This window comes from Labilibaculum sp. K2S (assembly GCF_030372765.1).
Taxonomy (GTDB): domain Bacteria; phylum Bacteroidota; class Bacteroidia; order Bacteroidales; family Marinifilaceae; genus Labilibaculum.
This window is the reverse complement of the sequence record NZ_JAUCMW010000006.1, coordinates 104,522-130,302: the sequence shown is the minus strand read 5'-3', so window position 1 is coordinate 130,302 and position 25,781 is coordinate 104,522. Positions and strand designations below refer to the sequence as shown.

General features: G+C 38.0%; 16 protein-coding genes. 8 read left to right on the top strand and 8 right to left on the bottom strand.

Features of this window, described 5'->3' with window-relative positions; all coding sequences use genetic code 11:
• Window positions 1-201 precede the first annotated feature (201 nt).
• The 5 genes from QUH73_RS09775 (at window position 202) to QUH73_RS09755 (ending at window position 11,711) form a co-directional block, all read left to right on the top strand.
• Window positions 202-2,277 (top strand): glycoside hydrolase family 97 protein, encoded by a 2,076-nt coding sequence (locus QUH73_RS09775; RefSeq protein ID WP_289530252.1) that lies wholly within the window; start codon window positions 202-204, stop codon window positions 2,275-2,277.
• Between the two features lie 544 nt (window positions 2,278-2,821).
• Window positions 2,822-6,097 (top strand): S41 family peptidase, encoded by a 3,276-nt coding sequence (locus tag QUH73_RS09770; RefSeq protein ID WP_289530251.1) that lies wholly within the window; start codon window positions 2,822-2,824, stop codon window positions 6,095-6,097.
• Between the two features lie 430 nt (window positions 6,098-6,527).
• Entirely contained in the window at window positions 6,528-7,115 is a 588-nt protein-coding gene (locus tag QUH73_RS09765; protein ID WP_289530250.1) for a hypothetical protein, read from the top strand.
• A 24-nt stretch (window positions 7,116-7,139) separates the two neighbouring features.
• Window positions 7,140-8,558 carry a flotillin family protein gene (locus QUH73_RS09760; protein ID WP_289530249.1) on the top strand — a complete coding sequence of 473 codons (1,419 nt, stop codon included), beginning with the start codon at window positions 7,140-7,142 and terminating at the stop codon, window positions 8,556-8,558.
• 321 nt (window positions 8,559-8,879) lie between these two features.
• Window positions 8,880-11,711 carry a M16 family metallopeptidase gene (locus QUH73_RS09755; RefSeq protein WP_289530248.1) on the top strand — a complete coding sequence of 944 codons (2,832 nt, stop codon included), beginning with the start codon at window positions 8,880-8,882 and terminating at the stop codon, window positions 11,709-11,711.
• Between the two features lie 138 nt (window positions 11,712-11,849).
• Here the strand turns inward: QUH73_RS09755 and QUH73_RS09750 are convergent, their stop codons facing one another.
• The 6 genes from QUH73_RS09750 to QUH73_RS09725 all read right to left on the bottom strand — a co-directional run bounded on the left by QUH73_RS09750 (window position 11,850) and on the right by QUH73_RS09725 (window position 17,767).
• The gene (locus QUH73_RS09750) at window positions 11,850-13,151 is read right to left on the bottom strand and encodes a S28 family serine protease (RefSeq protein WP_289530247.1); all 1,302 of its coding nucleotides are present in this window, start codon (window positions 13,149-13,151) and stop codon (window positions 11,850-11,852) included.
• Window positions 13,152-13,316: 165 nt separating this feature from the next.
• Complete coding sequence (locus tag QUH73_RS09745; RefSeq protein ID WP_289530246.1) at window positions 13,317-14,699, bottom strand: aminopeptidase P family protein; 1,383 nt, start codon at window positions 14,697-14,699, stop codon at window positions 13,317-13,319.
• 393 nt (window positions 14,700-15,092) lie between these two features.
• Window positions 15,093-15,698 (bottom strand): lysine exporter LysO family protein, encoded by a 606-nt coding sequence (locus QUH73_RS09740; RefSeq protein ID WP_289530245.1) that lies wholly within the window; start codon window positions 15,696-15,698, stop codon window positions 15,093-15,095.
• A gap of 141 nt (window positions 15,699-15,839) precedes the next feature.
• Window positions 15,840-16,124 carry a LysO family transporter gene (locus QUH73_RS09735; protein WP_289530244.1) on the bottom strand — a complete coding sequence of 95 codons (285 nt, stop codon included), beginning with the start codon at window positions 16,122-16,124 and terminating at the stop codon, window positions 15,840-15,842.
• Window positions 16,125-16,298: 174 nt separating this feature from the next.
• Window positions 16,299-17,318 carry an aldose epimerase family protein gene (locus QUH73_RS09730; protein ID WP_289530243.1) on the bottom strand — a complete coding sequence of 340 codons (1,020 nt, stop codon included), beginning with the start codon at window positions 17,316-17,318 and terminating at the stop codon, window positions 16,299-16,301.
• 176 nt (window positions 17,319-17,494) lie between these two features.
• The gene (locus QUH73_RS09725) at window positions 17,495-17,767 is read right to left on the bottom strand and encodes a DUF493 family protein (protein ID WP_289530242.1); all 273 of its coding nucleotides are present in this window, start codon (window positions 17,765-17,767) and stop codon (window positions 17,495-17,497) included.
• Between the two features lie 261 nt (window positions 17,768-18,028).
• Between QUH73_RS09725 and QUH73_RS09720 the strand changes: the two genes are divergently transcribed.
• The 3 genes from QUH73_RS09720 (at window position 18,029) to QUH73_RS09710 (ending at window position 23,686) form a co-directional block, all read left to right on the top strand.
• Window positions 18,029-19,150: an efflux RND transporter periplasmic adaptor subunit gene (locus tag QUH73_RS09720; protein ID WP_289530241.1), complete on the top strand. Its 1,122-nt coding sequence runs from the start codon at window positions 18,029-18,031 to the stop codon at window positions 19,148-19,150.
• Window positions 19,151-19,156: 6 nt separating this feature from the next.
• Window positions 19,157-22,321: an efflux RND transporter permease subunit gene (locus QUH73_RS09715; protein WP_289530240.1), complete on the top strand. Its 3,165-nt coding sequence runs from the start codon at window positions 19,157-19,159 to the stop codon at window positions 22,319-22,321.
• A gap of 75 nt (window positions 22,322-22,396) precedes the next feature.
• A complete protein-coding gene (locus QUH73_RS09710) occupies window positions 22,397-23,686 on the top strand; it encodes a TolC family protein (RefSeq protein WP_289530239.1) in 1,290 nt (429 codons plus the stop codon).
• Between the two features lie 111 nt (window positions 23,687-23,797).
• On the opposite strand, the gene QUH73_RS09705 is transcribed toward QUH73_RS09710, so the two are convergent.
• Window positions 23,798-24,259: a PaaI family thioesterase gene (locus QUH73_RS09705; RefSeq protein ID WP_289530238.1), complete on the bottom strand. Its 462-nt coding sequence runs from the start codon at window positions 24,257-24,259 to the stop codon at window positions 23,798-23,800.
• Window positions 24,260-24,975: 716 nt separating this feature from the next.
• A complete protein-coding gene (locus QUH73_RS09700) occupies window positions 24,976-25,446 on the bottom strand; it encodes a PPC domain-containing DNA-binding protein (RefSeq protein ID WP_289530237.1) in 471 nt (156 codons plus the stop codon).
• Between the last annotated feature and the right edge of the window lie 335 nt (window positions 25,447-25,781).

The window sequence follows — 25,781 nt, the reverse complement described above, 5'->3', positions numbered from 1 at the left end:
AATATTTTTCAAGGAACCTTATTTGTGCAATTACCATAAAATGAAAGAATTGTATGTGTAGAGAGCCGGAATCCATCTATATTTTCAATTAGTATTTAGTTATTGAACTTATTCTCTGGTTACTTTGATAATTATTCAGAACTTATAGGAATTAACTATAGTTTGAACTTAATTAATACTAATCTTTTGATTCAATTAACTATGAATTTTAAATCAACACTGTTTTTTATTGCTGGTCTTGCAATGATATTGGCGTCCTGTGCCAATGGCAAACCAGTCCGGAATGTTGAATCGCCCGATGGAAAAATTGGCGTTCAATTCAGTATGGTCGAAGGACAAGCCACTTACGAGGTTTTGTTCAATGGCAAAAAAGTAATTGAGCCGTCAACTTTGGGCTTCGATTTTCAGAATATGCCATCTATCGAAAAAGGATGGAAAATTGTCAGCTCACAACTTTCGTCCAATAACTCAACTTGGGAAATGCAGTGGGGAGAGAAAAAAGTGGTTGTGGACAATTTCAATCAATTAGTATTGAATTTAGAAGAAGAACAGGCTCCAAACCGAAAAATGAATTTGGTGTTTAAAGTATACAATGATGGTCTGGGATTTCGTTATGAGTTTCCGGAACAAGAGGCTATGAAAGAGGCTATGATTACCGATGAAAATACACAGTTTAATCTCACCGGCGATCACAAAGTATGGTGGATTCCCGGTGACTGGGACATTTACGAACATCTGTATCATACAACTTCACTTACGGGTATCGATGCAATCGCATTGCGTTCCAACGACAATTTGGCTCAAACTCATATTCCCGAGAATGCAGTGAATACTCCGGTTACCATGAAAACAGCCGAAGGTGTTTATTTGAGTTTTCACGAGGCAAACCTGACCGATTATGCAGGAATGACTTTGAAAGTAAACAAAGAGAAATTGATGCTGGAAAGTGAATTGGTTGGATCGGATAGAACAGGTTACAAGGTAAAAAGAGCTGTTCCTTTTAACACACCTTGGAGAACCATTCAGATTTCTGAAAATGCAGGTGGGTTAATTGAATCCGACTTGATCGTAAACTTGAATGAGCCCAATAAAATTGGGTCGGTTGATTATTTTAAACCGATGAAATATGTAGGTATTTGGTGGGATATGCATCTGGGAACCAAATCATGGGATCTGGCCAGCGGCAAGCACGGTGCAACAACCAAATATGCGAAGGAGTTAATCGATTTTGCTTCGGAAAATAAGATCGGAGGCATTTTGGTAGAAGGATGGAACACAGGTTGGGAGCATTGGATTGGTTTTGAGGATCGCGAAGGTGTTTTCGATTTTGTTACTCCTTATAAAGATTACGATTTAAAGGAAGTGGTTCGTTACGGAAAAGAAAAAGGAGTAGAGTTGATCATGCATCACGAAACCTCTGCTGCCCCAAGAACTTACAATCAACAAATGGATACGGCTTATCAATTGATGAACTCATTGGGAATTCATTCGGTGAAAACAGGCTATGTTGGCAAAATTATTCCAAAAGGAGAATATCATCACGGACAGTGGATGGTAAACAATTACCGGAGAGCTGTTGAAACCGGTGCCAAATATAAGGTGGCAGTTAACGCCCATGAGCCAATTAAAGCAACAGGTTTGCGCCGAACTTATCCAAATATTATTTCCCGTGAAGGATTGCGCGGACAGGAATTTAATGCATGGGCAAGCGATGGCGGAAATCCTCCGGAGCACCTTTCAATTGTTGCTTTTACACGAATGCTGGCAGGTCCTATCGATTATACGCCGGGTATTTTCAATATCAAGTTAACACCAAACAAACCAAACAATCAGGTGAATACTACTTTGGCGCAGCAATTGGCATTGTATGTGGTAATTAACAGTCCTATTCAAATGGTTCCCGATTTAATTGAGAATTACAAAGGAAACCCAGCATTTCAATTCATTCGAGATGTAGCCGTAACCTGGGAAACCAGCAAGGTGTTGAATGGTGAAGTGGGTGATTTTGTGACCATCGCCCGTAAAGATCGTAATTCTGAAAATTGGTTTGTAGGATCCATTACGGATGAAAATGCGCGTGATATGAATATCGATTTGAACTTCCTTACTGCAGGAAAGAAATACAAGGCAACTCTTTATTTGGATGGTAAGGATGCTCAGTGGGATCAAAATCCAACCGAGTTTCAGATCCTAAATAAAGAGGTAGATAATACGTCGAAATTAGAATATCATTTGGCTGAAGGTGGTGGCGCAGCCATTAGTTTGATCGAATTGTAGTTTTGTATCAATAGCGTTATAAATATTTTTCATTTAATGAAGATTTTAGAAAGCTCAATTGCTAAAATCAATTCGGATAATCAAGTCTTTACGATGATTCGGATTTCGCATCAGAAAAAAGAACGTTAAGAAAATTATGGAAATGTTGCGTTAAGAAACTCAGCTTGTTTGAGGAACGTTAGACTTGAAGAATGAAAGGCTAAAAGGACGAGTTCTGGGTTTTAGCGGAATGGAATAATTTTTAGTGTTTTTTCTGCGCGGTGGGCTTTTGCTTACTTTTTGCCAATAAAAAGTAAGAACCCATCCGGTTTAAGGATAAGAAATATTTAGGAGCAGTAGGTTAGCTGTTATTATTTACATAGGATCAAATTATTATTGTGTTAAAGTGGCATTCCTTTTTTTAGGAATGTCACTTTTTTTGTAGCTTCACGGAAAGTTTTTTATGAAAATAAATTGATATGCTACTTAAAGCCAATACTTTCTGTAATTAAGGAAGGATTTGTTTTACACCAAATAATATTCACACACTAACTTATAAATTGAAATGTTAAAATTCAATCTTAAAATTGTGGCATTTTGTCTTATCCTATTTGGGATAATGAAAAGTGCTCAGGCCGAAAAGGATGTTCGTTTAATGAGATATCCTGATATCAATAAAAATTTAATTGCCTTTGTGTATGCCGGGGATATCTGGACAGTAGATTCGAATGGCGGTGATGCCAAAAGATTAACCTCCCATAAAGGACTGGAATTGTTTCCTAAAATATCTCCTGATGGGCAATGGATCGCATTCTCGGCTGAGTATTCGGGGAGCCGTCAGGTTTATGTAATGCCTTCAACAGGAGGAACACCTAAGCAGTTAACTTATTACAATTCGGTTGGAATGATGCCCCCTCGTGGTGGATTTGATGATGCAATACTCGACTGGAATCCAGATAGTAAATCCATTTTGGTGCGAATGAACCGTACTCCTTTTGGAGAGCGAAACGGTACTTATTATCAGGTAAGTATTGATGGTGGACTAGAGCAGGCTTTACAAATTCCTGAAGGGGGATTTGGAGTGTTTTCACCGGATGCAAAAAAAATATGCTATGCACCAATCAGTCGTGAGTTTCGTACCTGGAAGCGTTACAAAGGAGGTAGAGCTGCCGACTTATGGATTTATGATCTGGAAAAGGATCAATCGGAGAGAATTACAAAATTTGTGGGTTCAGATCAGATTCCTTCCTGGTATAAAAATGCCATTTATTTTGCATCAGATCGAGATTTAAAGCTGAACATCTATAAATATGATGTGGACAGCAAAGAGATTACTCAAATGACTCATCACAAAACATTTGATGTGATGTGGCCATCAGGTGAAAACGGACAGATTGCTTATGAGAATGGTGGTCAATTGTTCAAACTAAATCTGGAAACAGGGAAAGAGGAACGTGTTGTTGTGAACATCAACTTCGATAATCCGAATACCTTGCCTTATTACAAGAATGTAAAAGATTTTATACAAAGTGTTGCCGTTTCTCCTTCAGGAAAACGTGCTTTGTTTGATGCTCGCGGCGATATCTTTTCGGTTCCGGCTAAGAATGGTTCAAGTATCAACTTAACACAAACTCAGGGCATTCGGGAAACTGCTCCAAGCTGGTCACCAAACGGGAAATACATTTCCTACTATTCCGATGCTGCAGGTGAATACGAAATTTATCTTTTGGAGAACAAAAAGGGAGCAAAAGCGAAACAAGTAACTTTTGGTTCTTCGGCCTGGATGTACGACGCCAAGTGGTCGCCGGACAGCAAATACATGCTGTTTTTCGATCGTACTTTAAAGTTGAAATGTTTAAATGTTGAAAGTGGAGAAGTCAAAATAGTTGATGTTGCCAGCCGAAATGAAATTACTGATTTCTCATTTTCGCCGGATTCGCAATGGATTGCCTATGTGAAAGACAGCAATAATGATCAGGGAGCGGTTTGGGTTTACAATATCACGACCGGAAAGAATTATCATTTAACGGATGATACTTTTGGTGATTCATCTCCGGTATTCTCTAAAGATGGAAACTTCATCTTCTTTTTATCAAACCGTGATTTTAATCTTGATTTTTCAAGCTTCGAGTTCGATTATTTGTACAACAACGCAACCCGGATTTTTGCCATGTCGTTAAAGGCAGACGGACCTAAATTGTTTGCATTCAAGAACGATATTGAAGAGGTGAAAGAGGATAAACCTGTTGTTGACGAAAAGAAAAAAGCGAAAAAGGAAGATGCTAAACCTGACGCAAAGGTAAAAGTCGAAATTGATTTTGAAGGGATTTCCAATCGCATAACAGCTTTTCCTTTATCATCCGGTAATTACGAAAATCTGGAAGCAGTTGATGGAGGAATTCTTTACACCAGTGAGGGAGCTTTGCATCATTATACCATCGAAAAAGAGAAGGATGAAGTGATTTTAGATAAAGTTTCTGGTTATACTTTAGCCGGAAATGGCGATAAATTCTTGTATTGGGCAGGTGATGCATACGGTATTACCGATTTGTCTGCTGGTCAGTCGGCCGATGCGGGCAAACTTCAATTGGATGATTTGGACATGAAGATTGATCCAAAAAAGGAGTGGAATCAGATTTACACCGACGGATGGCGTATTTTCCGAGACTTCTACTATGTGGATAACATGAATGGTGTAGATTGGGCGCAAATTAAAGCCAACTACAATTTGTTGATACCGTATGTGAGTCATCGTGCCGATTTGGATTACATCTTGGGGGAGATCATAGCGGAAACCAACACCGGACACTGCTATGTGAACTATGGCGATTTCGAAAAGGTGAAAGCTGTGGAAACAGGTTTGTTAGGAGCAAAATTAAAAGCTGATGCAAAAACCGGTAAGTATATCATCTCTAAAATTTATCAGGGCGAAAACTGGACTCCTAACCGACGATCGCCATTAACCGAGCAAGGTGTTGATGTGAAGGAGGGTGATTACCTGTTAAGCATCAATGGTCATGCTTTAAGTACAGACGTGAACCCTTACCTTTATTTGGAAAATCAGGTGGGTAAAATGGTGGAAATCACTGTGAACAGCCTGCCTGTTTTTGAGGGAGCAAAAACCTATACCATCAAGCCAATTGAAAGTGAATTGGAATTGATGTATCTGAATTGGGTGAACGAGCGCCGCGAGATGACAGACAAATTATCCGGAGGTAAGATTGGATATATCCATGTTCCTAATACCGCAGTGGAAGGCAACAGGGAATTGAACCGCGGTATGTATGCTTATCACGATAAACAAGCCTTAATTATTGATGATCGTTACAATGGGGGTGGATTTATTCCTGATCAGATGGTTGATCTTTTGGATCGTAATGTATTGTCCTATTGGCACCGCAGAGGTCTTGAGGCGAATCAAACACCTGCAGTTGCCCACGATGGACCCAAGGCAATGCTGATTAATTCTTACTCATCTTCAGGGGGAGATGCGTTCCCATATTATTTCAAGAAAAAAGGTCTTGGGAAATTGATAGGAACCCGTACCTGGGGTGGATTAGTGGGTATGTCGGGCAATGCCGGATTAGTCGATGGCGGCTACATTGCTGTTCCCCGCTTTGGCATTTTCGACGAAAATCAGAAATGGATCATCGAAGGAGTTGGTATGTATCCCGATGTAGAAGTTTACGATGAACCACATTTAGTAGCCAAAGGGATTGATCCTTCACTGCAAAAAGCAATTGAAATGCTGATGCAGGAATTAGAGAACAAACCAGCAAAAGAGGTGACAGCTCCAGCAAATCCAAATCGTTCTAATTGGATTGAAGAAGATGTGAAATAATAGATCAACAAAATCTTAAACTATAAAAGGAGCATCGTTTGGTGCTCCTTTTTGTCTGTATAAAAATTTGGAAGATAATTTCAGGAATCAACACCCTTTCGCCCGTCGGCACTTTGTTCTCAATATTATTTCAAATTGCTTTCACGATCTTCACTGTGCTGCGGTATCCTTTCAATGTGAAAACACATGCTAAAGTTAAAGTGGTGAATTCTCCCATTTAAAAAGGGAGATGTTCGAAGAACAGAGGGGTGTTTGTAGTTACAAACAAACCTTTTCTTTGGGAGAAGTGAAAATGATTTTTTCACCCCCTAAAAAACACTTAAAAACGTGTGAAAATAAGAATACGACAAAAAAGATAATAACTAGTAAGCATAATGGATAATAGATCGATATTTATTATTATTTTCATCCGAAATAAAAAACAATAATTATGATACTACAAATTTCAGATTGGTGGAGTTCAATGGAAATGGTGGAAAAGATTTTTTGGAGCATTTCAATCCCATTTTCTCTTCTGTTTCTAATTCAGATAGTACTTACTTTCGTTGGTGGTGATATTGATGATTTGAGTGCTGATGGAGATGCAGATGCTGCTGTAGAAGGAGATTCCGGAATTGATTTTCAGTTTATAAGCTTAAAGAACCTGATTGCCTTTTTTGCTGTATTCGGTTGGACAGGTATAATTTGTTTGGATATGGGTTTAGGGGCAGGTATCTCAACATTAATCGCTACTCTTGCTGGCTTGGTTATGATGTTAATCATGGCCTCTATTTTGTATTTCATGGGCAAATTAGTCGAAGAAGGAACCTTAGATCTTAATTATGCCAAAGGGAAAATAGGTAATGTTTATTTGTCTGTACCTGCCAATAGAAAAGGAATGGGAAAAGTACAAATTGAAGTACAGGGACTTCAAACTTTGGATGCGGTTACCGATAGTGATTCAGATATTCCTACCGGTGCGGTGATTCAGGTTGTAGATGTTTTAAATGATCAAATTCTAATTGTAAAATCTTTTTAAATAAACTATTAATAACAAATTATTATGGGAGAATATGTTGTTCTTTTAATTGCGGTCGTTGTAATTGCCGTTTTTTCTTTAATTGTCTCGTTTTTTAAGAGATATAAGAGATGTCCGTCCGATCGTGTATTGGTTGTGTATGGTAAGGTTGGTAAAGGAACCGATACAGAATCGCGTTCGGCCAAGTGTATTCATGGTGGTGCTGCCTTTATTTGGCCAATTATTCAGGATTATGCATTTCTGGATTTAACACCACTTTCGATTGAAATCAATTTGACAAGTGCTTTGAGTAAGCAGAATATTCGTGTGGATGTACCTTCTCGTTTTACTGTAGGAGTTTCTACAGAAGGAGGAGTAATGACTAATGCTGCTGAGCGTTTACTTGGTTTGTCTCAGGCTGACATTAGTAATTTGGCTAAGGATATTATTTTTGGTCAGTTGCGTTTGGTTGTTGCAACCATGGATATTGAGGAAATCAATAGCAATCGTGATAAATTTCTTGCGGCTGTTTCTTCTAATGTTGAAGCTGAATTGAAAAAGATTGGTTTGAAACTGATCAATGTGAACGTAACCGATATCAACGATGAATCGGGATATATTGAAGCATTAGGTAAGGAAGCTGCTGCAAAGGCGATTAATGACGCGAAAAAGAGTGTTGCTGAGAAAAACCGTGATGGTTCTATTGGTGAAGCAAATGCACATCAGGCACAACGTGTACAGGTTGCAGCTGCTGATGCATCGGCAGTTGAAGGAGAGAATACGGCAAAAATTACCATTGCCAATTCGGATGCACGCAGAAGAGAGAGAGAAGCAGAAGCGGAACGTTTGGCTTCGGCCGCAGAGAAAGTAACTCAGGCACGTGCTTTAGAGGAAGCCTATGCTGCTGAACAATTGGCTGAAAATGCCCGTGCAACCCGCGATAAAGCAACACAGACAGCTAATGTTGTGGTACCTGCCGAGATTGACAAGCAAAAAATTGAGATTGCTGCTGAGGCGATTGCAGAACAAACCCGTCGTCATGCGAAAGGGGAGGCTGATGCGATCTTCATGAAAATGGAAGCAGAAGCGAAAGGTATTTATGAAATTCTGAGTAAGCAGGCTCAAGGTTTCGACAAACTTGTTCACGCTGCTGGCAGCGATGCCAAAGATGCAGTAATGTTAATGATTGCTGATAAATTACCGGAATTGGTTAAAACCCAGGTTGATGCCATTAAGAACATCAAGATTGATAAGGTTACTGTTTGGGAAAATGGCAACGGAAAAGATGGCAAAACATCCACCGCTAACTTTATGCAGGGCATGATGGGATCTATTCCTCCAATGGAAGAACTTTTCAAAATGGCTGGAATGGAATTGCCAAACTACTTGGGTAAAAAAGTAGAAGAAGGCGAAACCGTTGAATTCGACGATGTTTCGGATAGCAAAGCAAAAGAAGAGAAATAGGCAGATTACTGTTTTAAATAGGAAAAGGAGTGCCGGTTGGTGCTCCTTTTTTTGTGCTTATTTCTTTGTCTTTATTTATAGGATTTGACCCTATGTGGATACTATATTTCGTTCATTCATTCTAAATCTATCAAGTTTGAGCTTAATCATGGATATGTTGATTGGCAGGTAAATGATGTCATTTTAAAGGTGAAAGAATAGTAAATATATAGTGTTAAAAATCATTAATAGAATTGTTAAATAACTAATTGTTTCTTTAATTTATAAAACTTACACTTATGTTGTGCAAATTGTACTTCAAATCACTAAAACAAATCACAAATGATTAAGAATTTATTTAGCAAAATGAGTCTTTGTACTGTTTTGGCACTGACCGGCATGGGAATGCTGTCAGCTCAAAACGATATGAATGCTAAACTTCCTATGGATCCGAATGTAAGGACAGGAAAATTAGACAATGGATTAACCTACTATGTTCGTCACAATGAAGAGCCTAAAGATCGGGCAAGCTTTTACATTGTTCAGAATGTGGGGGCAGTATTGGAAAATGATAGTCAAAACGGATTGGCTCATTTTCTGGAGCATATGGCTTTTAATGGAACTGAACATTTTCCAGGAAAAGGTGTCCTTAATTATTTAGAAAAATATGGCGTAGCATTCGGTCGTAATATCAATGCTTATACCAATGTTGATGAAACGGTTTACAATCTAAGTAATGTTCCTACTACGAATGAAAATCTTCTGGATTCTACCCTTTTAGTATTGCACGACTGGTCGAATTACCTAAGTCTCGATGGAGAGGAAATTGACAGCGAACGTGGAGTGATTCATGAAGAATGGAGAACCCGCCGATCAGGAGGAATGCGTGTTTATTTAGAAAAAAACAAACTCGTTTATCAAGGCTCTAAATATGCAAAACGTGATGTTATTGGGGATCTGAATGTGATTGATAATTTTGATCATCAGGTAATCAGGGACTTTTATCACGATTGGTATCGCACCGATTTGCAGGCAATTATTGTAGTTGGAGATATTGATGCCGAGAAAATTGAGCAAAAAATAAAGGACATGTTTGCACATATTCCTGCTGTTGAAAATCCGGAAGAAAGAGTGTATTTTGATGTTCCTGAAAATAAGGAGCCAATTGTTGGAGTAATTACAGATCCTGAAGCCAGCAGAATTAGTTTTGAAATTGTTTACAAACACAAAGCAACTCCTTTTGCCGAAAAAAATCTAAACTATTATCGCAAGCTTTTAATCGAAGACCTTTATTCAAGTGTATTGGGAGATCGTTATAACGAACTGCTCCAAAAAGGAAATGCACCATTTATAGCTGGTTATGCAGCATACTATAACAAAGCCCGAAAAATGGATGTTTTTCAAAATGGAGTTACCCTTAAAGAGGATAATATTTTGGGCGGAATTGAGGTGCTTTTGAAAGAAACAGAAAGAGCCAAAAGATATGGTATAGTGGCATCTGAATTGGAACGAGCTAAAACGGCTATGTTGAGCAAAATAGAAAGAGCTTATAAGGAAAGGAACAAGCAGAACAATGATCGTTTGGTTCGTGGTTATCAGCAAAATTATTTAACCAATGAGCCTGTTCCTGGAATTGAGTTTGAGTTCGAAGCAATGAAACAATTATTGCCTGGTATTAGTGCAGAGGAAGTAAGTGCGATCTCAAAAGGATGGATTACGGATGAGAATGAGGTGATCACCTTATCGGCTCCTGAAAAAGAAGGATTACAATTGCCAACTAAGGAGCAATTACTTGCAATAGTGGCGAAAGTGAAGCAAATGGAACTAAAACCTTACGAAGATAAGGTAGTAAACGAACCTTTAATTTCAGAGCAGCCTAAAGCAGGAAAAGTTGTGAAAGAATCTAATTTAAAGGGATTTGAAGCTACTGAGTGGACATTGGCTAATGGCGCAACAGTTGTTGTGAAAAAAACAGATTTCAAAGAGAATGAAATTAGTTTACAAGCTTTTAGTAAGGGAGGAAATTCATTATACAGTGTTAAAGATTTGCCTTCGGCTGAAATGCTTGGTGGCTTTGTCTCAAATTTTGGATTGGGCAAATTTGATAAGGTTAGCCTTCAAAAATTATTGACAGGTAAAGAGGTTAAGGTATCACCATATGTAGGTGAATTATCAGAAGGACTTAATGGGAATTCATCCGTTAAGGATTTTGAGACCTTATTGCAGTTGGTGCATATGTATTTTGAGCAACCACGTTTCGATCAGGAGGCTTTTACTGCTTTAAAAGGAAGATATATGGCTTATGTGGCCAATATGGGAGCTGATATAAATAAAGCGTTTAGTGATTCCGTATCAATGACTTCTACCAATCACGATCCAAGAACAATTCTGTTTAACACAGATATGATTGACAAATTGGATTTTGAGACGATGAAACGCATTTATCAGGAGCGGTTTGTTGATGCCAGCGACTTTACATTTGTTTTTGTAGGAAATATAGATGCAGAGGAAGCAAAACCAATGATAGAAGAATACTTGGGAAGCATTAAGGATATCGACCGTGAGGATAACTGGAAAGACAACGGTGTGGATTATCCTGAAAAGGATACTTATACCCATTTTGACAGAGAGATGGAAACTCCTAAAACAACCATTGAAATTGATTTTCATGGTGATATTGAATATTCAAAAGAAAATTCAATATTGATGGATGTGGTTGCCAAACTTTTAGATAAGAGATATCTTGAGGTAATTCGTGAAAAAGAAGGCGGATCTTATGGTGTGAGAGTTGGTGCTTCGGTTGATAAATTTCCTCGCGAAGAGTATAAATTAGTTATTCGTTTTGATACAGATCCTGCTAAGGCTGAAAAATTAAAAGGAATTGTTTATAGTGAGATTCAGGCTCTTTTCAACGAAGGTGTTAAGGAAGATGACTTACACGAAGCGAAGGAAAACTTCATTAAGGTACGTCAGGAGAATCTTCGTAAAAATGGTTATTGGTTAAATGCGATCAATCGTTACTATGTGTACGATGAGGACATGATGAGTACTGAAGATTTCGAAAGCATGATCAACTCAATAACTAAAGAAAAAGTAGAGAAATTTGCCAGGAAATATTTTGCAGCACCTGCAAAAATTGAAGTGGTAATGTCTCCAAAACAGAAAGAGATTTAATTCCAATTCATTAGTATAGTAAAACGGATGCTCATAAATGGGCATCCGTTTTTTTACGCTTAGCTTTCTAAACTCCCCCTTATAAGAGAGGATATTGGGGTGTGTTTTATTTTTTCGTTTATTTATTCCCTCAAATGATTACTGTTCATTGTTAACGGTTAATTGTACATCCATCCATTCTTCCAAAGTGTTCAAAATTTCTTTCTTCATTTCAGAAGGAAAACTATTGATTCTGCTTTTATGGGATCCTCCGGGGTTCACAAACTTTTTGCATTTGTTATTTCCTTTTAGATCAACTGCCGTTGCCGACCATGTATCGTTCTCACCATATATGAACAATATTTTTTCCGCATCAGTCTGCAGCCATTTGTTGATTTTAATCATCGATGAGGCATCAAATTTTCGGATAGGTTCATTAGGGAAAGTAAAATCGAAAGTGATATCCTTTTCATCGTTCAGGTATTGTTTGAAAGGAGCAATTTCGTAGCTATACATTCCAATTTCGGTTAATGCCTGATGATAAAATGCAAGAAGTGGTTTGATGTTGCTTACATCGAAAAAATCGATACTTGATACTTTAAACAAATGCTCGAAAAGCTCTTTAGAATTGGCATTTTTATCGGGAATGCTGTCAACTCCACCCCATTGCCAATAGGCAAATGGATATTCCAGAATACTTAAATCAAGTGCCCTTTCCAGGCCCATTGAGAAAGAATAGTTCTTCTCTTTTGCATAGGCATCAGCAAGAGGAAGTAATTTTTCTCTGTTAGTAAAGCAAGCCAACTGAAATTGATAAATCTGATCTCTGGTTTCTTTACTGCCAACACTGGCAAGGCGTTCGTGGATTCTTTTGTCTTCGCGAGCCAGATTTAGTGGTGCAACATAAGGAACACTAACATCAACATCATCAGGATAAAAATATCTGTGAAAAATGGTTGTTTGCCCTCCTTTACTGATTCCAGTCGACAGCCATTTTTTAGGATATATTTTGCGTAAAGCCTGAATGATTACATGCTGATCGGCAGCAGCTTGTTTGATGTTTAGGTATTGCCAATTCAAACTATCGGGCATTGAATTTTTAAAGTAACGGTGCTCAATGGTCAATTGATTTGCATGCAGTAATTTGCTTAACTCCCCAGCCTTTTCAGACCAAATTTGATAACCTTCCAGTTCCACAACCATAGGCTGATCGAAAGACTGATGACCCAATAATACCCGTTGTTGAAATGTTCCCGCTTTGGGATTTTGATGATCAAGATCCTGTGTGAAATAAAGTTCATAGTACTCCGCAAAGGTCGTGTCTCCTTCAATCTTTTTTACACTTGCACCGGGAATTTCTCCCAACTGGCTTAGCAGATCTTTTGGTTTTGTTTGTGCACAAGAAATGCATGTTGCCAAAAGGAATGTAAGCAGTAAATTTATAATATGTTTTCGTTTCATCGAATTGTTATTTTCAAAAATATAAATGGTTATTTACGTCTGTTTTTTCAATTCCGTTAATTGAGAGCATTTTGCCCATCAGATTTATCGAAAAATAATCGCCGGGACTATTTTGTCAATATCTTGACGGGCTTTATTTCAATGAATTGGCGTTTCACAATAAGTTTAAATTCTTTCTCTTTCTACATCAGCAATGCTTTTAGGAATTGGTTTTCCTAACAAACGGGCACCATCAGGAGTAATTAAGAAATCTTCTTCGTTTCTTAGGCCACCAAAATCTTTGTATTGTTCTACTTTATCGTAATTAATGAATTGCTCGAAACGTTTTTCGGCTTTCCACATGTCAATTAATTCAGGAATAAAATAGATTCCCGGTTCAATGGTTAATACAAATCCTGGTTCTAATTCTCTTCCCAAACGCAATGATTTTAGTCCAAACAGAGTACTTTTTGCCTCACCGTTGTAACCAACACAAACCTCGCCTAAATTTTCCATATCATGAACATCCATTCCCATCATATGACCCGTACCGCATTGAAAGAATAAGGCGTGTGCTCCTTGCTGAACAGCATCTTCTATATTTCCTTTCATAAAACCCATTTGTTTCATGCCTTCAGCAATGGTTCTGCAAACCGTAAGATGAACATCTTTAAATTTAACCCCTGGGCGTAAGCCGGCAATGGCAGCATTGTGAGCATTCAAAGCAATTTCATAAATCTCTTTTTGGCGTGTTGTAAAAGTTTTATCTACAGGAAATGTACTCGACATATCACCCGAGTAATGCATTCTGTTTTCAGCACCGCAATCCAGTAAAACCATATCGCCGCTTTTTAATGTATTGCCATGATAATGGTTGTGAAGCGTTTGCCCATTAATGGTTGCAATTGTTGGGAAAGATGGTTGTCCACCCATGCTGATTGCTATTTCCTGAACTTTGGCAGCAATTTCATATTCTTTCATTCCCGGGCGAGCCATACGCATGGCAGCAAGATGCATTTCTGCCGTAATGTTTACAGCCTCTTCAATTTGAATGATCTCTTCGGCTGATTTGTAATTTCTTTGATTTACAACCGCCTGAATGAATTCAGAAGATGCATTTTTTACTGAAATATTGGGATGAACATTCAATAAGGACTGTAATTTAATTTGATGTTCAGGACGGTAAGAGGGCAGGTGATGAACTCTTTGTCCTTTTGTTAAAGCTTTATCGAGGTATGTTTTTAATGCAGACATTGGAGCTGTCTCTTTAATTCCGACGGCTTCGCTTTTTTCTTTTATGGTAGGTTGGGTACCCATCCAAACAATATCATCAATGGTTAATTCATTGCCGAAAATAATTTCGCGGTTTTCATCGATATCTATAATTGCATTTAGTCCGGCATAATCGGAACCAAAGAAATATAGAAAGGTACTGTCCTGACGGTAATGATAAGTATTGTCAGCATAGTTCATTCCACTTTCATCGTTGCCAAGAAAAAGCAGAATTCCTGATTTTACGTCAGATTTAAGTTTGTTTCTTCTGTTGATATAGGTTTCTTTTGAGAACATCATTATGGGTATTTGGTTAATTAATATATTATTGCGGGTTTGCTTAATTACCTGCACAAATTGATAAATTTAAAATGGATGTAATTTATTTGTTCAATGGGGAAACTATTAAAATATGTCTGTGGGATACAAGAATCTCACAAAAGGACATCATCAGTTATAATGCACAGAACAAAATAAGTTGTGAAAAGTGATATTGGGGAGATTTAACAAATCCAACATTCGAACAAACCTTTGTACGAACAATTGTAAAGAAGTATAAATTCGTTAAAACAAAACATGATAAGCTTGTTGATTCGGAGTAAATTTATAAAAAACAAATTAGTTTATTGGTGTATTATTTTTAAAATGAGTTTAAACTGCAGTAAGTTCTTTTTTAAAGCCGAAAAAAAATTATATGAATTTAAGTATGATTGGAATAATTACAGGGACTAATATGGTAAGTACTATTCCGCTAAAAACGGCAATGATAGCGTACTCTTTTCCCGAATAGCGTACAATAATCGGCAGGGTGGTATCCATTGCAGTTGCGCCACCAGAAGCAATCCCAGCTAATTTTCCAAAGTATTTTACAAATAAAGGAGTTGCTAAAAGAGTCAGTATTTCCCTGATGATGTTTGAAAGAAGAGCAATAACACCCAGCGTATCGCTATGGAATTCTGTAATAATAACGCTTGATAAACTATAGTAGCCAAATCCGGCTCCCACAGCCATTGCTTCACCAATACTAATATTCGAAAGCAAAACGGAAACAGCAGAAACACCAAGAAGAGATCCCACAATGACTGATAGAGGAACCAAAATAATCTTGATGTTCACCTCACGAATTACTTTCCACGAGTCACGATCGGTGCCAATGCCCATACCCACTAAAAACATCAATAAATAAAGAGCATATATACTGAAATCTCCTTCTAAAAGAGAGGAAGGCAAAAAGCGTGTTAGTCCAAGGATTAAGCCCAGAATAAAGAAGCCAAGAATTATTAAACTGCCTTTCATACGATTATAATTTGTTTTTAAGTTGCCATATAGCTTGTCCCGAACTTGTTTCGGGAGAATTTACCATGAATCTATAATCATGCCCCTGTGTGTCACAATTACCTGTCATGTACGTTTCATAGTAATCGTTAAAATAGAGGTTTATTTCTTTTTGAAAAATAGAATATAGGTAAAATAGGCACAAATTAAAGAACCTAAAACAGCTCCGATTGTAAGGATCAAAGCTTGTATTCCGATAGAATGAAGATTGTTTAGTATTTGTTTATTGGTTCCAACACCTATCCCCAAAAGAAAAAGTAAAAGGAAGATTGAAAAGGAAGTTAAAATGCCTATAATTTTAATGATCTTTGGTCTGTTACCAATGAAGAGACCAATTCCGATTCCTAAAATCATTATGGATAAAACAATGATGATATCAGTTAGCATAGTTATACAATCTTATTAAAACAAGTTTTGAAATCTGAGCCTGCAAGATTGTTTTTTTCTTTCAGATAATAAAATTGTAATGTCAGATAGTTTGTTTTTAGTGTAACACTATTTCAGGGCGAGACACAATCAATAAAAAAGGCTGAATCTTTCGAAACAGCCTCTTATCTATTTTTAGAAAATAAGTTTGTAGTTTGTCTGATGCTGGTACACTTCGCCAGGTTGTAACCAACCCTGTTTAAAGTTCTCATGATTGGGAGCATCAGGATATCCCTGTGCTTCCAAAGCAACACCCGAGAAAGGACCGAATTTTTTCTTCTGTCCGGCACTAATGTATTTTCCTGTGTAAACCTGTAAACCTGGGAATGTGGTTGCAACTTCCATTGTCACTTCACCATTTTTATCAGAAAGTTCAGCTACTTTTCTTGGTGTTTCGGTCGATTTACCAAAAGCAAAACAGTCGTCGTAGTTCTCAATATCTTCTATGTCCCGGTCTATCTGTTTTTTAGTTCTAAAGTCGAAAAGAGTATTCTTGATGTTGTATATTTTGCCACTTGGAATCAACAGATCGTCTGTTTCTAAAATGAACTCAGTATCAATCTGAAGTTGATGGTCTAAGATACTCTCAAAATTGTCTGATAAGTTAAAATAGGCATGTTGAGTTAGATTAACCGGTGTTGTCTTATCCGTTACAGCTTTGTAATGAATCTGCAATTCGTTATCATCAGTCAACTTATAAATTACCTCAGTATTTAAATTTCCAGGAAAATTTTCTTCTCCGTCAGGACTTAGGTAAGTTAGTTTTAAATCAGTATTGTTGTCGATTTCGGCTTTCCATACTTTTCTGTCAAAGCCAATATTCCCACCATGTAAATGATGTATTCCATTGTTGCAGGGAAGTTGGATTTCTTTTTCATCAAGCGTAACTAAACCTTTGTTAATTCGATTTCCAAACCGACCAATTAAAGCACCAAAATACGGATAGTTTTTAAGGTATTCCTCATTTGTATACTCTTCAAGCGAATCAAAACCCAGAACAATTTCTCTTTCCTCGTTGGGCAAAGGAAGAGTAAATGAGGTAAGAATACCACCATAATTGGTGATTTTTGCTGTCAGGCCATTTTTATTTCGGAGGGTGTATAGTTGTACTTTTTCTCCATCACGAGTCAATCCAAAATCAATTACATCTATCATTTAAAAAATTGTTAGTTTTATTCAGAAGCTCGAAAGTAAAACAAAATATCCATTTTTCATTTTAGAAAGGGATATTTTCGCAAATTTTTTAACGTAAAGGCAATCAGAGGAATGGAGTGTTTAATCAACTCTTTAGCATAATCAGTTTTTTACGAGGACGTAAACAGTGGCTTTTGTTAAAGTATCATTATCCCTTCGATGTGCTGTGCTTTCATGTAAATGTCGATTACGGCATCTGCTGATTCCATTTCTTTTTTCACAGTAATTCCTATGAATTTTAAGTCTTTGGAAGTTTTAAACGCAAATTCAGTATCTGCAGGGAAAAGTTCCTTAACAGCCTTTACTTTTTCATCCGAATTGGGAATGATAAATTTAAACATGTACAATGAAGGCCATGTTAATGACTCCATGAGCTGATATCTAAGTTTCGTGTATTTTTCTTTTTCCATTTTGCGTTCAAATATAATTGGAGGTCAAAAATCGGAATTTATTTTGAATTCACCGGCTTTTGAAAAGCGAATGTTTAAATAGAAACGAATAAAACCCGCTATTTGTTTCACTTAAAGTTTAAATCGGGAGGTTTGTCGAAATCCAGGCGAAAATTTTAAAGTTGGATAAAATTATCTCATAAATGCTTATCTTTATGCGTTATAAATAAAAATTATCGATAGTCAATATCCTTGTTAAGAAACTCCAAATAAATTTTATAAATGAATCGGAAAATAACCATCGTTTTACTGGTAATTGCAACATTGGCAATTTCTTTTGCCGCTATGAAAGGCTTAAGCAGTTTAAAAGAATCTCCTAAAAAGAATTTAGATAAAAAAAAGCTGCCACTTGTTAAAGTTGAGGCTGTAAAGTACAATGAAATATCTTCTCCCATAGTTGAGAAAGGACGATTGGCTTCTAATCTGGAAGTGAATTTGAGTTCGGAAGTTGCGGGCAGAATTATTGAGGCAGGTGTTCCCTTAAAAGTGGGACAGAAGTTTAAAAAAGGTCAATTGCTGATTCGTATTTACGAGCAAGATGCAAAAATGGATTTACGCGCTCTTAAAAGCCGCTTCCTGAATAAACTGGCTGAGAATTTGCCTGATATTAAAGTTGATTATGCAGATAATTTTGAGGCGTGGATGAATTTTTTCAATGCAATTAATTTGGAGGAAAGTATTCCTGAATTGCCAAAGGTAAAATCCGATCAGGAAAAGGTATTTATGGCAAGCCGAAATATTTTAGGCGATTATTATGCCATTAAGAGTGCTGAAGTTAAATTGGATAAACGAAAAATATATGCACCCTTTGATGGTTCATATGCCGAGGTAAATACGCAGATTGGATCGGTTGCCGGAATGGGAACCAAGTTGGCCGGTATCATTGAATCGAATAATCTGGAGCTTCAGGTTCCTATTGATTCGAAAGAAATTTATTGGTTGAGTTTAAATGAAAAGGTAGATGTTTTGGATTCGGACGGAGAAGTAGTTTTTACCGGCAAACTGGTGAGGAAATCTGATTTTGTTGATGAGGGAACTCAGTCCATTTCGGTTTTTGTAAAATTGGCGAAAACCAATGGGCAGGAATTGTATCAGGGACAGTTTTTAACGGCCCGCTTTAATGGGAAAAAAATTGCCAATGCGATGGAAATACCCCGAAATGCAGTTTTTAGCTCTAACAAAGTGTTTGTTGTGGAAGGAGATATCCTAAAAGAAAAGGAAATTAATGTGCTCAAACGAAATGAGAACACGTTGGTTTTTAATGGATTGAAAGAGGGGGAGATATTGGTTGTGGAACCTCCTGTTAAGGCTACAGAAAACATGCAGGTACAAATAAAGAAATAGCGGATAATGAGAAATATAATATCACAATTTGTAAGGTATCCGTTTTACGGGAAAATGATTATTGCGGTGCTTGTTATTGCAGGATTTGTTTCTTTGGCTTTTATGAAGAAATCATTTTTTCCGGAGACAGAATCCAAAACGATTACTGTTTCGATGGTGTTTCCGGGCGCTTCACCAAAGGAGGTTGAAGAGGGCATAACCTCGCGGATCGAGGATGCTGTTCGGGGAATTGTTGGAATCAAAGAAATGAATTCCGTATCATCGGAGGGTTTTTCCCGATTAACTATCACCACAACCGGCGATTACGATTTGGATGAAATACTGGCTGATGTAAAAAATTCGGTGGATGGAATTCCTACTTTTCCATCGGGAGCCGAAAAAGCCGTTATTGCCAAGCGAAGAGCGACATCACCTGCCGTGCGCATGGTGGTTACCGGCGATATCGATTTAATCAGCCTGAAAAAATATGCCGATCTGATTTACGACGATTTAATGCGTTCGAAAGTCATGTCGCAAATATCTCTGTCGGGTTTTCCAAATCTGGAATTATCAGTAGAGGTGAAGGAAGATGATTTGCGAAGATATAATTTGACATTCAGTGAGATCTCTGCAGCAATCGCCAATAATAATATCGATATTTCGGGAGGGACAATCAAGAATGAGGTGGAAGAAATTCTAATTCGGTCGCGCAACCGATCTGTTGATCCGGATAAAATCGGCGAAATTATTTTAAAAGCAAATCCTGACGGAAGCTACATCCGGATTCGTGATGTGGCGAATACTCATTTTCAGTTTCAGGACGTTCCGAATTCAACCTTTGTTAATAAAAATCCAGCGATCTCAATTCAGGTGAACAAGCTGAATAATGAAGATTTGGACGACATATCGGTATACTGTAACAAATACGCCAAAGAGTTTAATGAAAAATATGATGATGCCCGACTGGAAATCAGTTTCGATTTCATTAGTCTGCTGCAGTCACGACTGAATCTGCTGTTTAAAAATGGCGGGTATGGTTTGTTGCTGGTGATTATTTCATTAGCACTTTTTCTGAGTTTCCGATTATCTATATGGGTTGCGTGGGGAATTCCAGCATCCTTTTTAGGGATGTTTATTGTTGCCAACTTAATGGGAATTACCATTAATATGATTTCTCTTTTTGGGATGATATTAATAATTGGTATTCTGGTGGATGACGGCATTGTGATCGGGGAAAATATTTATTCTCATTTTGAAAGTGGTAAAAGTCCCCGAAGAGCAGCAATAGATGGTACAATGGAGGTTGTTCCAGCTGTGCTTACTTCGGTAACTACAACCATGGTGGCTTTTTCACCACTTTTGCTGGTTACCGGAAATATGGAATTTATGTACGAAATGGCCTTTGTAGTGGTGGCTTGTTTAAGTCTGTCACTTTTCGAAAGTCTTTTTGTATTGCCTGGTCATGTGGGAAACGAAAAGGTATTGAATAGAAATAGGAAGGATAACTTTTTCAACCGGATCAGAGGAAAAGTGGAGAAAGGGATTCTATTCGTCAGAGACCACGCTTATGCAGGTACTCTGGATCATGTAGTTCGTTGGAGATGGTTTGTTATTTTTATTCCTGCAGCTCTGTTCTTTATTACCATAGGTTTATTCAGCGGTGGATTTATTCAAAGTACATTTTTCCCCAATGTGGCTTTCGACACCTTTGCGATGAACATAGCTTACAAGCCGGGAAGCAATAAGGAAATCACCATAGCCAAATTAAAACAGTTCGAAAAGGCAGTTTGGGAGGTGAATGATGAATTAATGGAAGAATTTCAGGATACAGCAAGTTTTATCAAATACACAAGCCTCTCATCGGGAAATGCTTTTGGAGGACAGGAGTCTGGTCCGCATGCAGGGAATTTATCTGTTACTCTTCGGGATATGGAAGGAGCTCCGGTTTCAAGTTTTGATATCTCAGACAGAGTTAAGGCAAAATTGGGAGATGTTTCCGATCTTGAGAAATTTACCATTGGAGCCAGCAACCGCTGGGGAGCTCCCGTTTCTATTAGTTTGCTGGGTAACGATCTGGAACAGCTCAATCAGGCCAACGATTATTTTCAAGGAGAGTTGCGTAAAATGTCTTCTCTTTACAATATCAACGACAACAACCCATTGGGAAGCCGCGAGGTAAGGCTGAAACTAAAGCCAAAAGCCTATTATCTGGGAATGAACTTAAGTTCCATAACAGCTCAGATTCGCCAGGGCTTTTTCGGAGGACAAGCGCAGCGCCTGCAGGAAGGAAGAGATGAAATTAAGGTTTGGGTTCGGTATCCGAAAAGCGACCGGGTTTTTATCGGACAAATGGAAGACATGAGAATCCGTACGCCAAAAGGTGAATTTCCATTGTCGGAATTAATCGATTATGAAATTTTACGAGGACCTGTTAGCATACAGCGCTACAATGGTGCACGTGAGATTCGTGTTGACGCAGAATTAATTGATCCGAGTGAACCGGTGCCACCTATTTTGGATTACATCGAAACCACTATTATTCCCGATTTGGAAGCAAAATTCCCAAGTGTTCGGCCGGAGTATCAGGGACAGCAAAAACGTTCTGCCGAAGATATTCATGAGTTGAAAATCTATTTTAGCATTGCTTTTATGCTGATCGTTTTTATTGTAATGGTTCATTTCCGAAGTTTTACACAAGGACTAATCATATTGCTGATGATTCCTTTGGGCTGGCTTGGATCTGCCTGGGGACACGGAATTGAAGGATATCCTGTTTCCATGTTAAGTGTTTGGGGAATGGTTGCTCTTTCGGGGGTAATTATAAACGATGCTGTGGTCTTCCTGTCCAAGTACAACTCGCTGATTGAAGAAGGAATGGAGCCTGAACCCGCTGTAAAAGCAGCTGGTAAAGCCAGATTTAGAGCGATTATTTTAACAACAATAACCACCTCGGTTGGTTTGTATCCATTGATTCTGGAAAATTCATTTCAGGCTCAATTCCTAATACCAATGGCTATTGCTTTGGCATACGGGGTATTAATCGGCACCTTGTTTCTTCTGCTGTTCTTTCCGGTATTAATTTTAATCCTGAATGATATCAGAAGAATAACAAAAGGCATATGGGAAGGGGAAAAAATTTCGCCCAGAGATGTTGAGCCTAAGGTGAAAGAATCAAAGGTAAGTTTGGATTAAAAAATATGAATCGCCCTGTATAAATTACCCCGGATTTTGATTCGGGGATTGGGGATCAAATAAAGAACAAAACAAATGATCAGAAAAGTATCATTATTCATAGTCTTCATTTTGTGCGGTCAGTTTATTGTGCAGGCACAGGAAGAACTAAGTCTGTCCAAAGCCATCGAGGTGGGATTGGAGAACAATTATCAGTTAAAGATCTATCGAAAATCGGAAAAGGTATCTGAATTGAATAATACCTGGGGAAATGCCGGAGCTTATCCCAGCCTTGAATTTAATCTTGGGTATCGAAATACAAAAGATTATAACGAAGAAAAGGATTTCATGAGAAACAGTTTAATTCCTTCATTGGATGTAAGCTGGACTCTGTTTGATGGTTTTGCGGTTCAGATTCGAAAAGATAAATTCGATGATTTGGCTCAGTTATCAAAAGGAAACACCATAATTGCCGTCGAAAACAAAATTGAACTGATTATTCTTGCCTACTACAAGGTACTGCTGGAGAAAGAGCGTATGGAGGTGAACCAAAGAATCATGCAGTTATCTTCCGATCGATACGAGAAAGTAAAAGTTGGTAAAGAGCTGGGAAGTTCGGTTACCTACGATGTTTTGCAGGCTCAGAATGCTTGGCTGCAGGATCGTTCCTCCTTCCTGATTCAGGAAGTGAATTTCAACAATGCTGTTCGCGATTTAAATTTTTTACTGGGGGTTAAAGAGAGCAAAACCTATGTTTTCGCTGATGAGTTTTTACCCGTAAGCGATGACTTTCAGATGGCAGCATTGCTGGATAAAATGTTTTCGGGAAACAATACTCTTAAAAACAGGTACATACAGGAAATGCTGCTGAAACGGGATGTGGATATGGCACGAAGCAATTTTTATCCCCGTGTTTCATTGGGTGCCGGTGTGCAGGGAAATTCAGTAAGAACCAAATTGGATGGCCTTCCTGCTTCAACTGCCGATTCGCATAACTTTTATGCCAATGTAAGCTTGAATTTCATGATTTTTAATGGGAATTCGAACCGAAGAGCCATGCAGATAGCCAAAATTCAGGAAGAAATTGGAAAGATAGAAACGGAAGATGTAAAACTTACTTTGACTAATTTACTGGCTCAGCAATTTGAGTTGTACGAAGTGCGGAAAGAATTGTATCAGCTTGCCGAGGAGAATTTGGCCGCTGCAGAGCTTAATCTCACTATTTCAAAGGAAAAATTTGAATCGGGGAGTATCAATTCGTTCAATTACAGGGATGTTCAGATCACCTATCAGAATGTTGCTCTGGCACGGGTAAATGCCATTTTTAATCTCATTCAATCGAGAACAGCATTGGTGCGGATTACCGGCGGAATATTAACAGAGTAGAAGTAATAAGCGAAAAATACAAGGCCATCAGGAAAAAAAATCCTGATGGCCTTTTTATTGATACCAATTTAATTTCAAAATAAAATTGAACTTTTTGTTCATCCTCATTTTTTACAAGCCAAAATTATCGGGAACCAGAACCGAAATTACCTCGCCAACAACGCAAAGCACTCCGTTTGCAAACAGTTCCGCTTCAACAATTACTTTTCGCGCCCCAACTTCCTTAATTTTCCCTTTAATTACTATTTCGCCGCCAATGGGTGTAGGTTTTAAATATTTTACCTGCAGCGAGGCCGTAACACATCTTGGAGCATTGGTCTCGGAAAGCTCAATGCCCTGCGCTTTGGCCAGGGCCAATGCGGCCGAGCCGGTTCCGTGGCAATCAATCAGCGAGGCCAGTAGTCCGCCGTACACAAAGCCGGGAATGGCTGTATGATATTCTTTGGGCACAAAGCGGGTAAGCGTTCCTTCCCCCTCCCAAAAAGTTTTAATCTGATGTCCGTGTTCATTTAACCTGCCACAACCGTAACAATGCGCAAGATGATCCGGGTAGTAATCTTGAATTCCTTTCATATGATTATAATTTTAAACTTTTGCCATATGGAACTTACCATGCTGGAATAATTATCCCCCTGTGTGTCAAAATCACTTTATCATGGACGTTTCATATGATTATAATTTTAAACTTTTGCCATATGGAACTTACCATGCTGAAATAATCATCCCCCTGTGTGTCAAAATCACTTTGTCATGGACGTTTCATATATCAATATTTTTAAAAACTTTTTTTGTTATCTGACCTGAAGATACCAATAAGATCGGTATGCTGAAAAATTTGTCGGGAAAATACCATACCTACAGTGAGTAGCTGTTTCGTGTTTGGGAGCGGTTAACAGCCGATTCCCTGTACCAAAAAATAATCTTCCTTTACGGATGATAAAAGCAAGAAGCTGTCCAAAAAGAAAGAACATCTGTCATTCTGATCCCGATGAATCGGGACGAAGAATCTACTCATTTAAAATGAGATGTTTCGACTTCGCTATTAGATTTGTAATGTATATTTACAGACGTTTAACCAGGTTAAATTTCTGAACAACCAGAGGAGCATTGGTGATAAACAGAAAATGAAAAAGCTCGTATGGTTTTACAATTGATTCCAATTTAATTTCAAAATTCTGCTTAAAATAGTTGCTTGTCATGCTCTGACTGTATACAAGCTGTTCTTGTCAGGGTATGACTTGATTCTATAAGCACTATTTTATAAGATCAGCTTTGATGTCGATTTGGTATTAGTTCCCCACAACTTCTAATTCGTAAAATGTTGTTTCAGGATCAATAACACGGGTAAAATTCAGGTCTTTATTATTGAGAAGAACAATTTCTGCAGTTGTGTAAATAATATTGCCATCCACCAGATGACCACCAATCGTATTGCCTGTGCTATCCGATACCGAAATATGAATATGATTGTTTTTACCATGGTCTGCAAATGTTCCGGTCAAAGAAACAATTTCGTAATGACCCTTCAAATGCAAAAGCTCTTTCTGATTTGCCGGCCGAATAATCAGTTCTCTCAAACTCCCCACACAAGTAGAAACCGATGCCGATTGCAGCTGATTGGTTGCAACAAATTGTGCCATTTCCTGTTTCAGATCCATCCCCGGTTTTAATCGAAGGGCATACATTTCAATATTATTTTGCTGACAGGAAACCAAACTGATAAAACCTGCAAGAAGGATAAAGGTATTCAATTTCAACATAGATATATTTTCAGGAAAATGTAAAATTAGAAAATATAAAAATGGTAAGAGTCAACAGGGAACTAAAAGTTTACACTAAAAAAAAGACCATTCAGTTTCATGTGTGATAGTTCTGTTGCAAGCTTGTACCGGCATAAAAAACAAAGAGAACAAAATCTGGCTTGCGCCAACAGATCACCAAACATTTTTTTGATAGTCTGGCTTGCGCCGGATGCTCACCAAACATTTTTTTGATAGTCTGGCTTGCGCCAACAGATCACCAAACTTTTTTTTTTATAGTCTGGCTTGCGCCAGCAGATCACCAAACTTTTTTTTGATAGTCTGGCTTGCGCCAG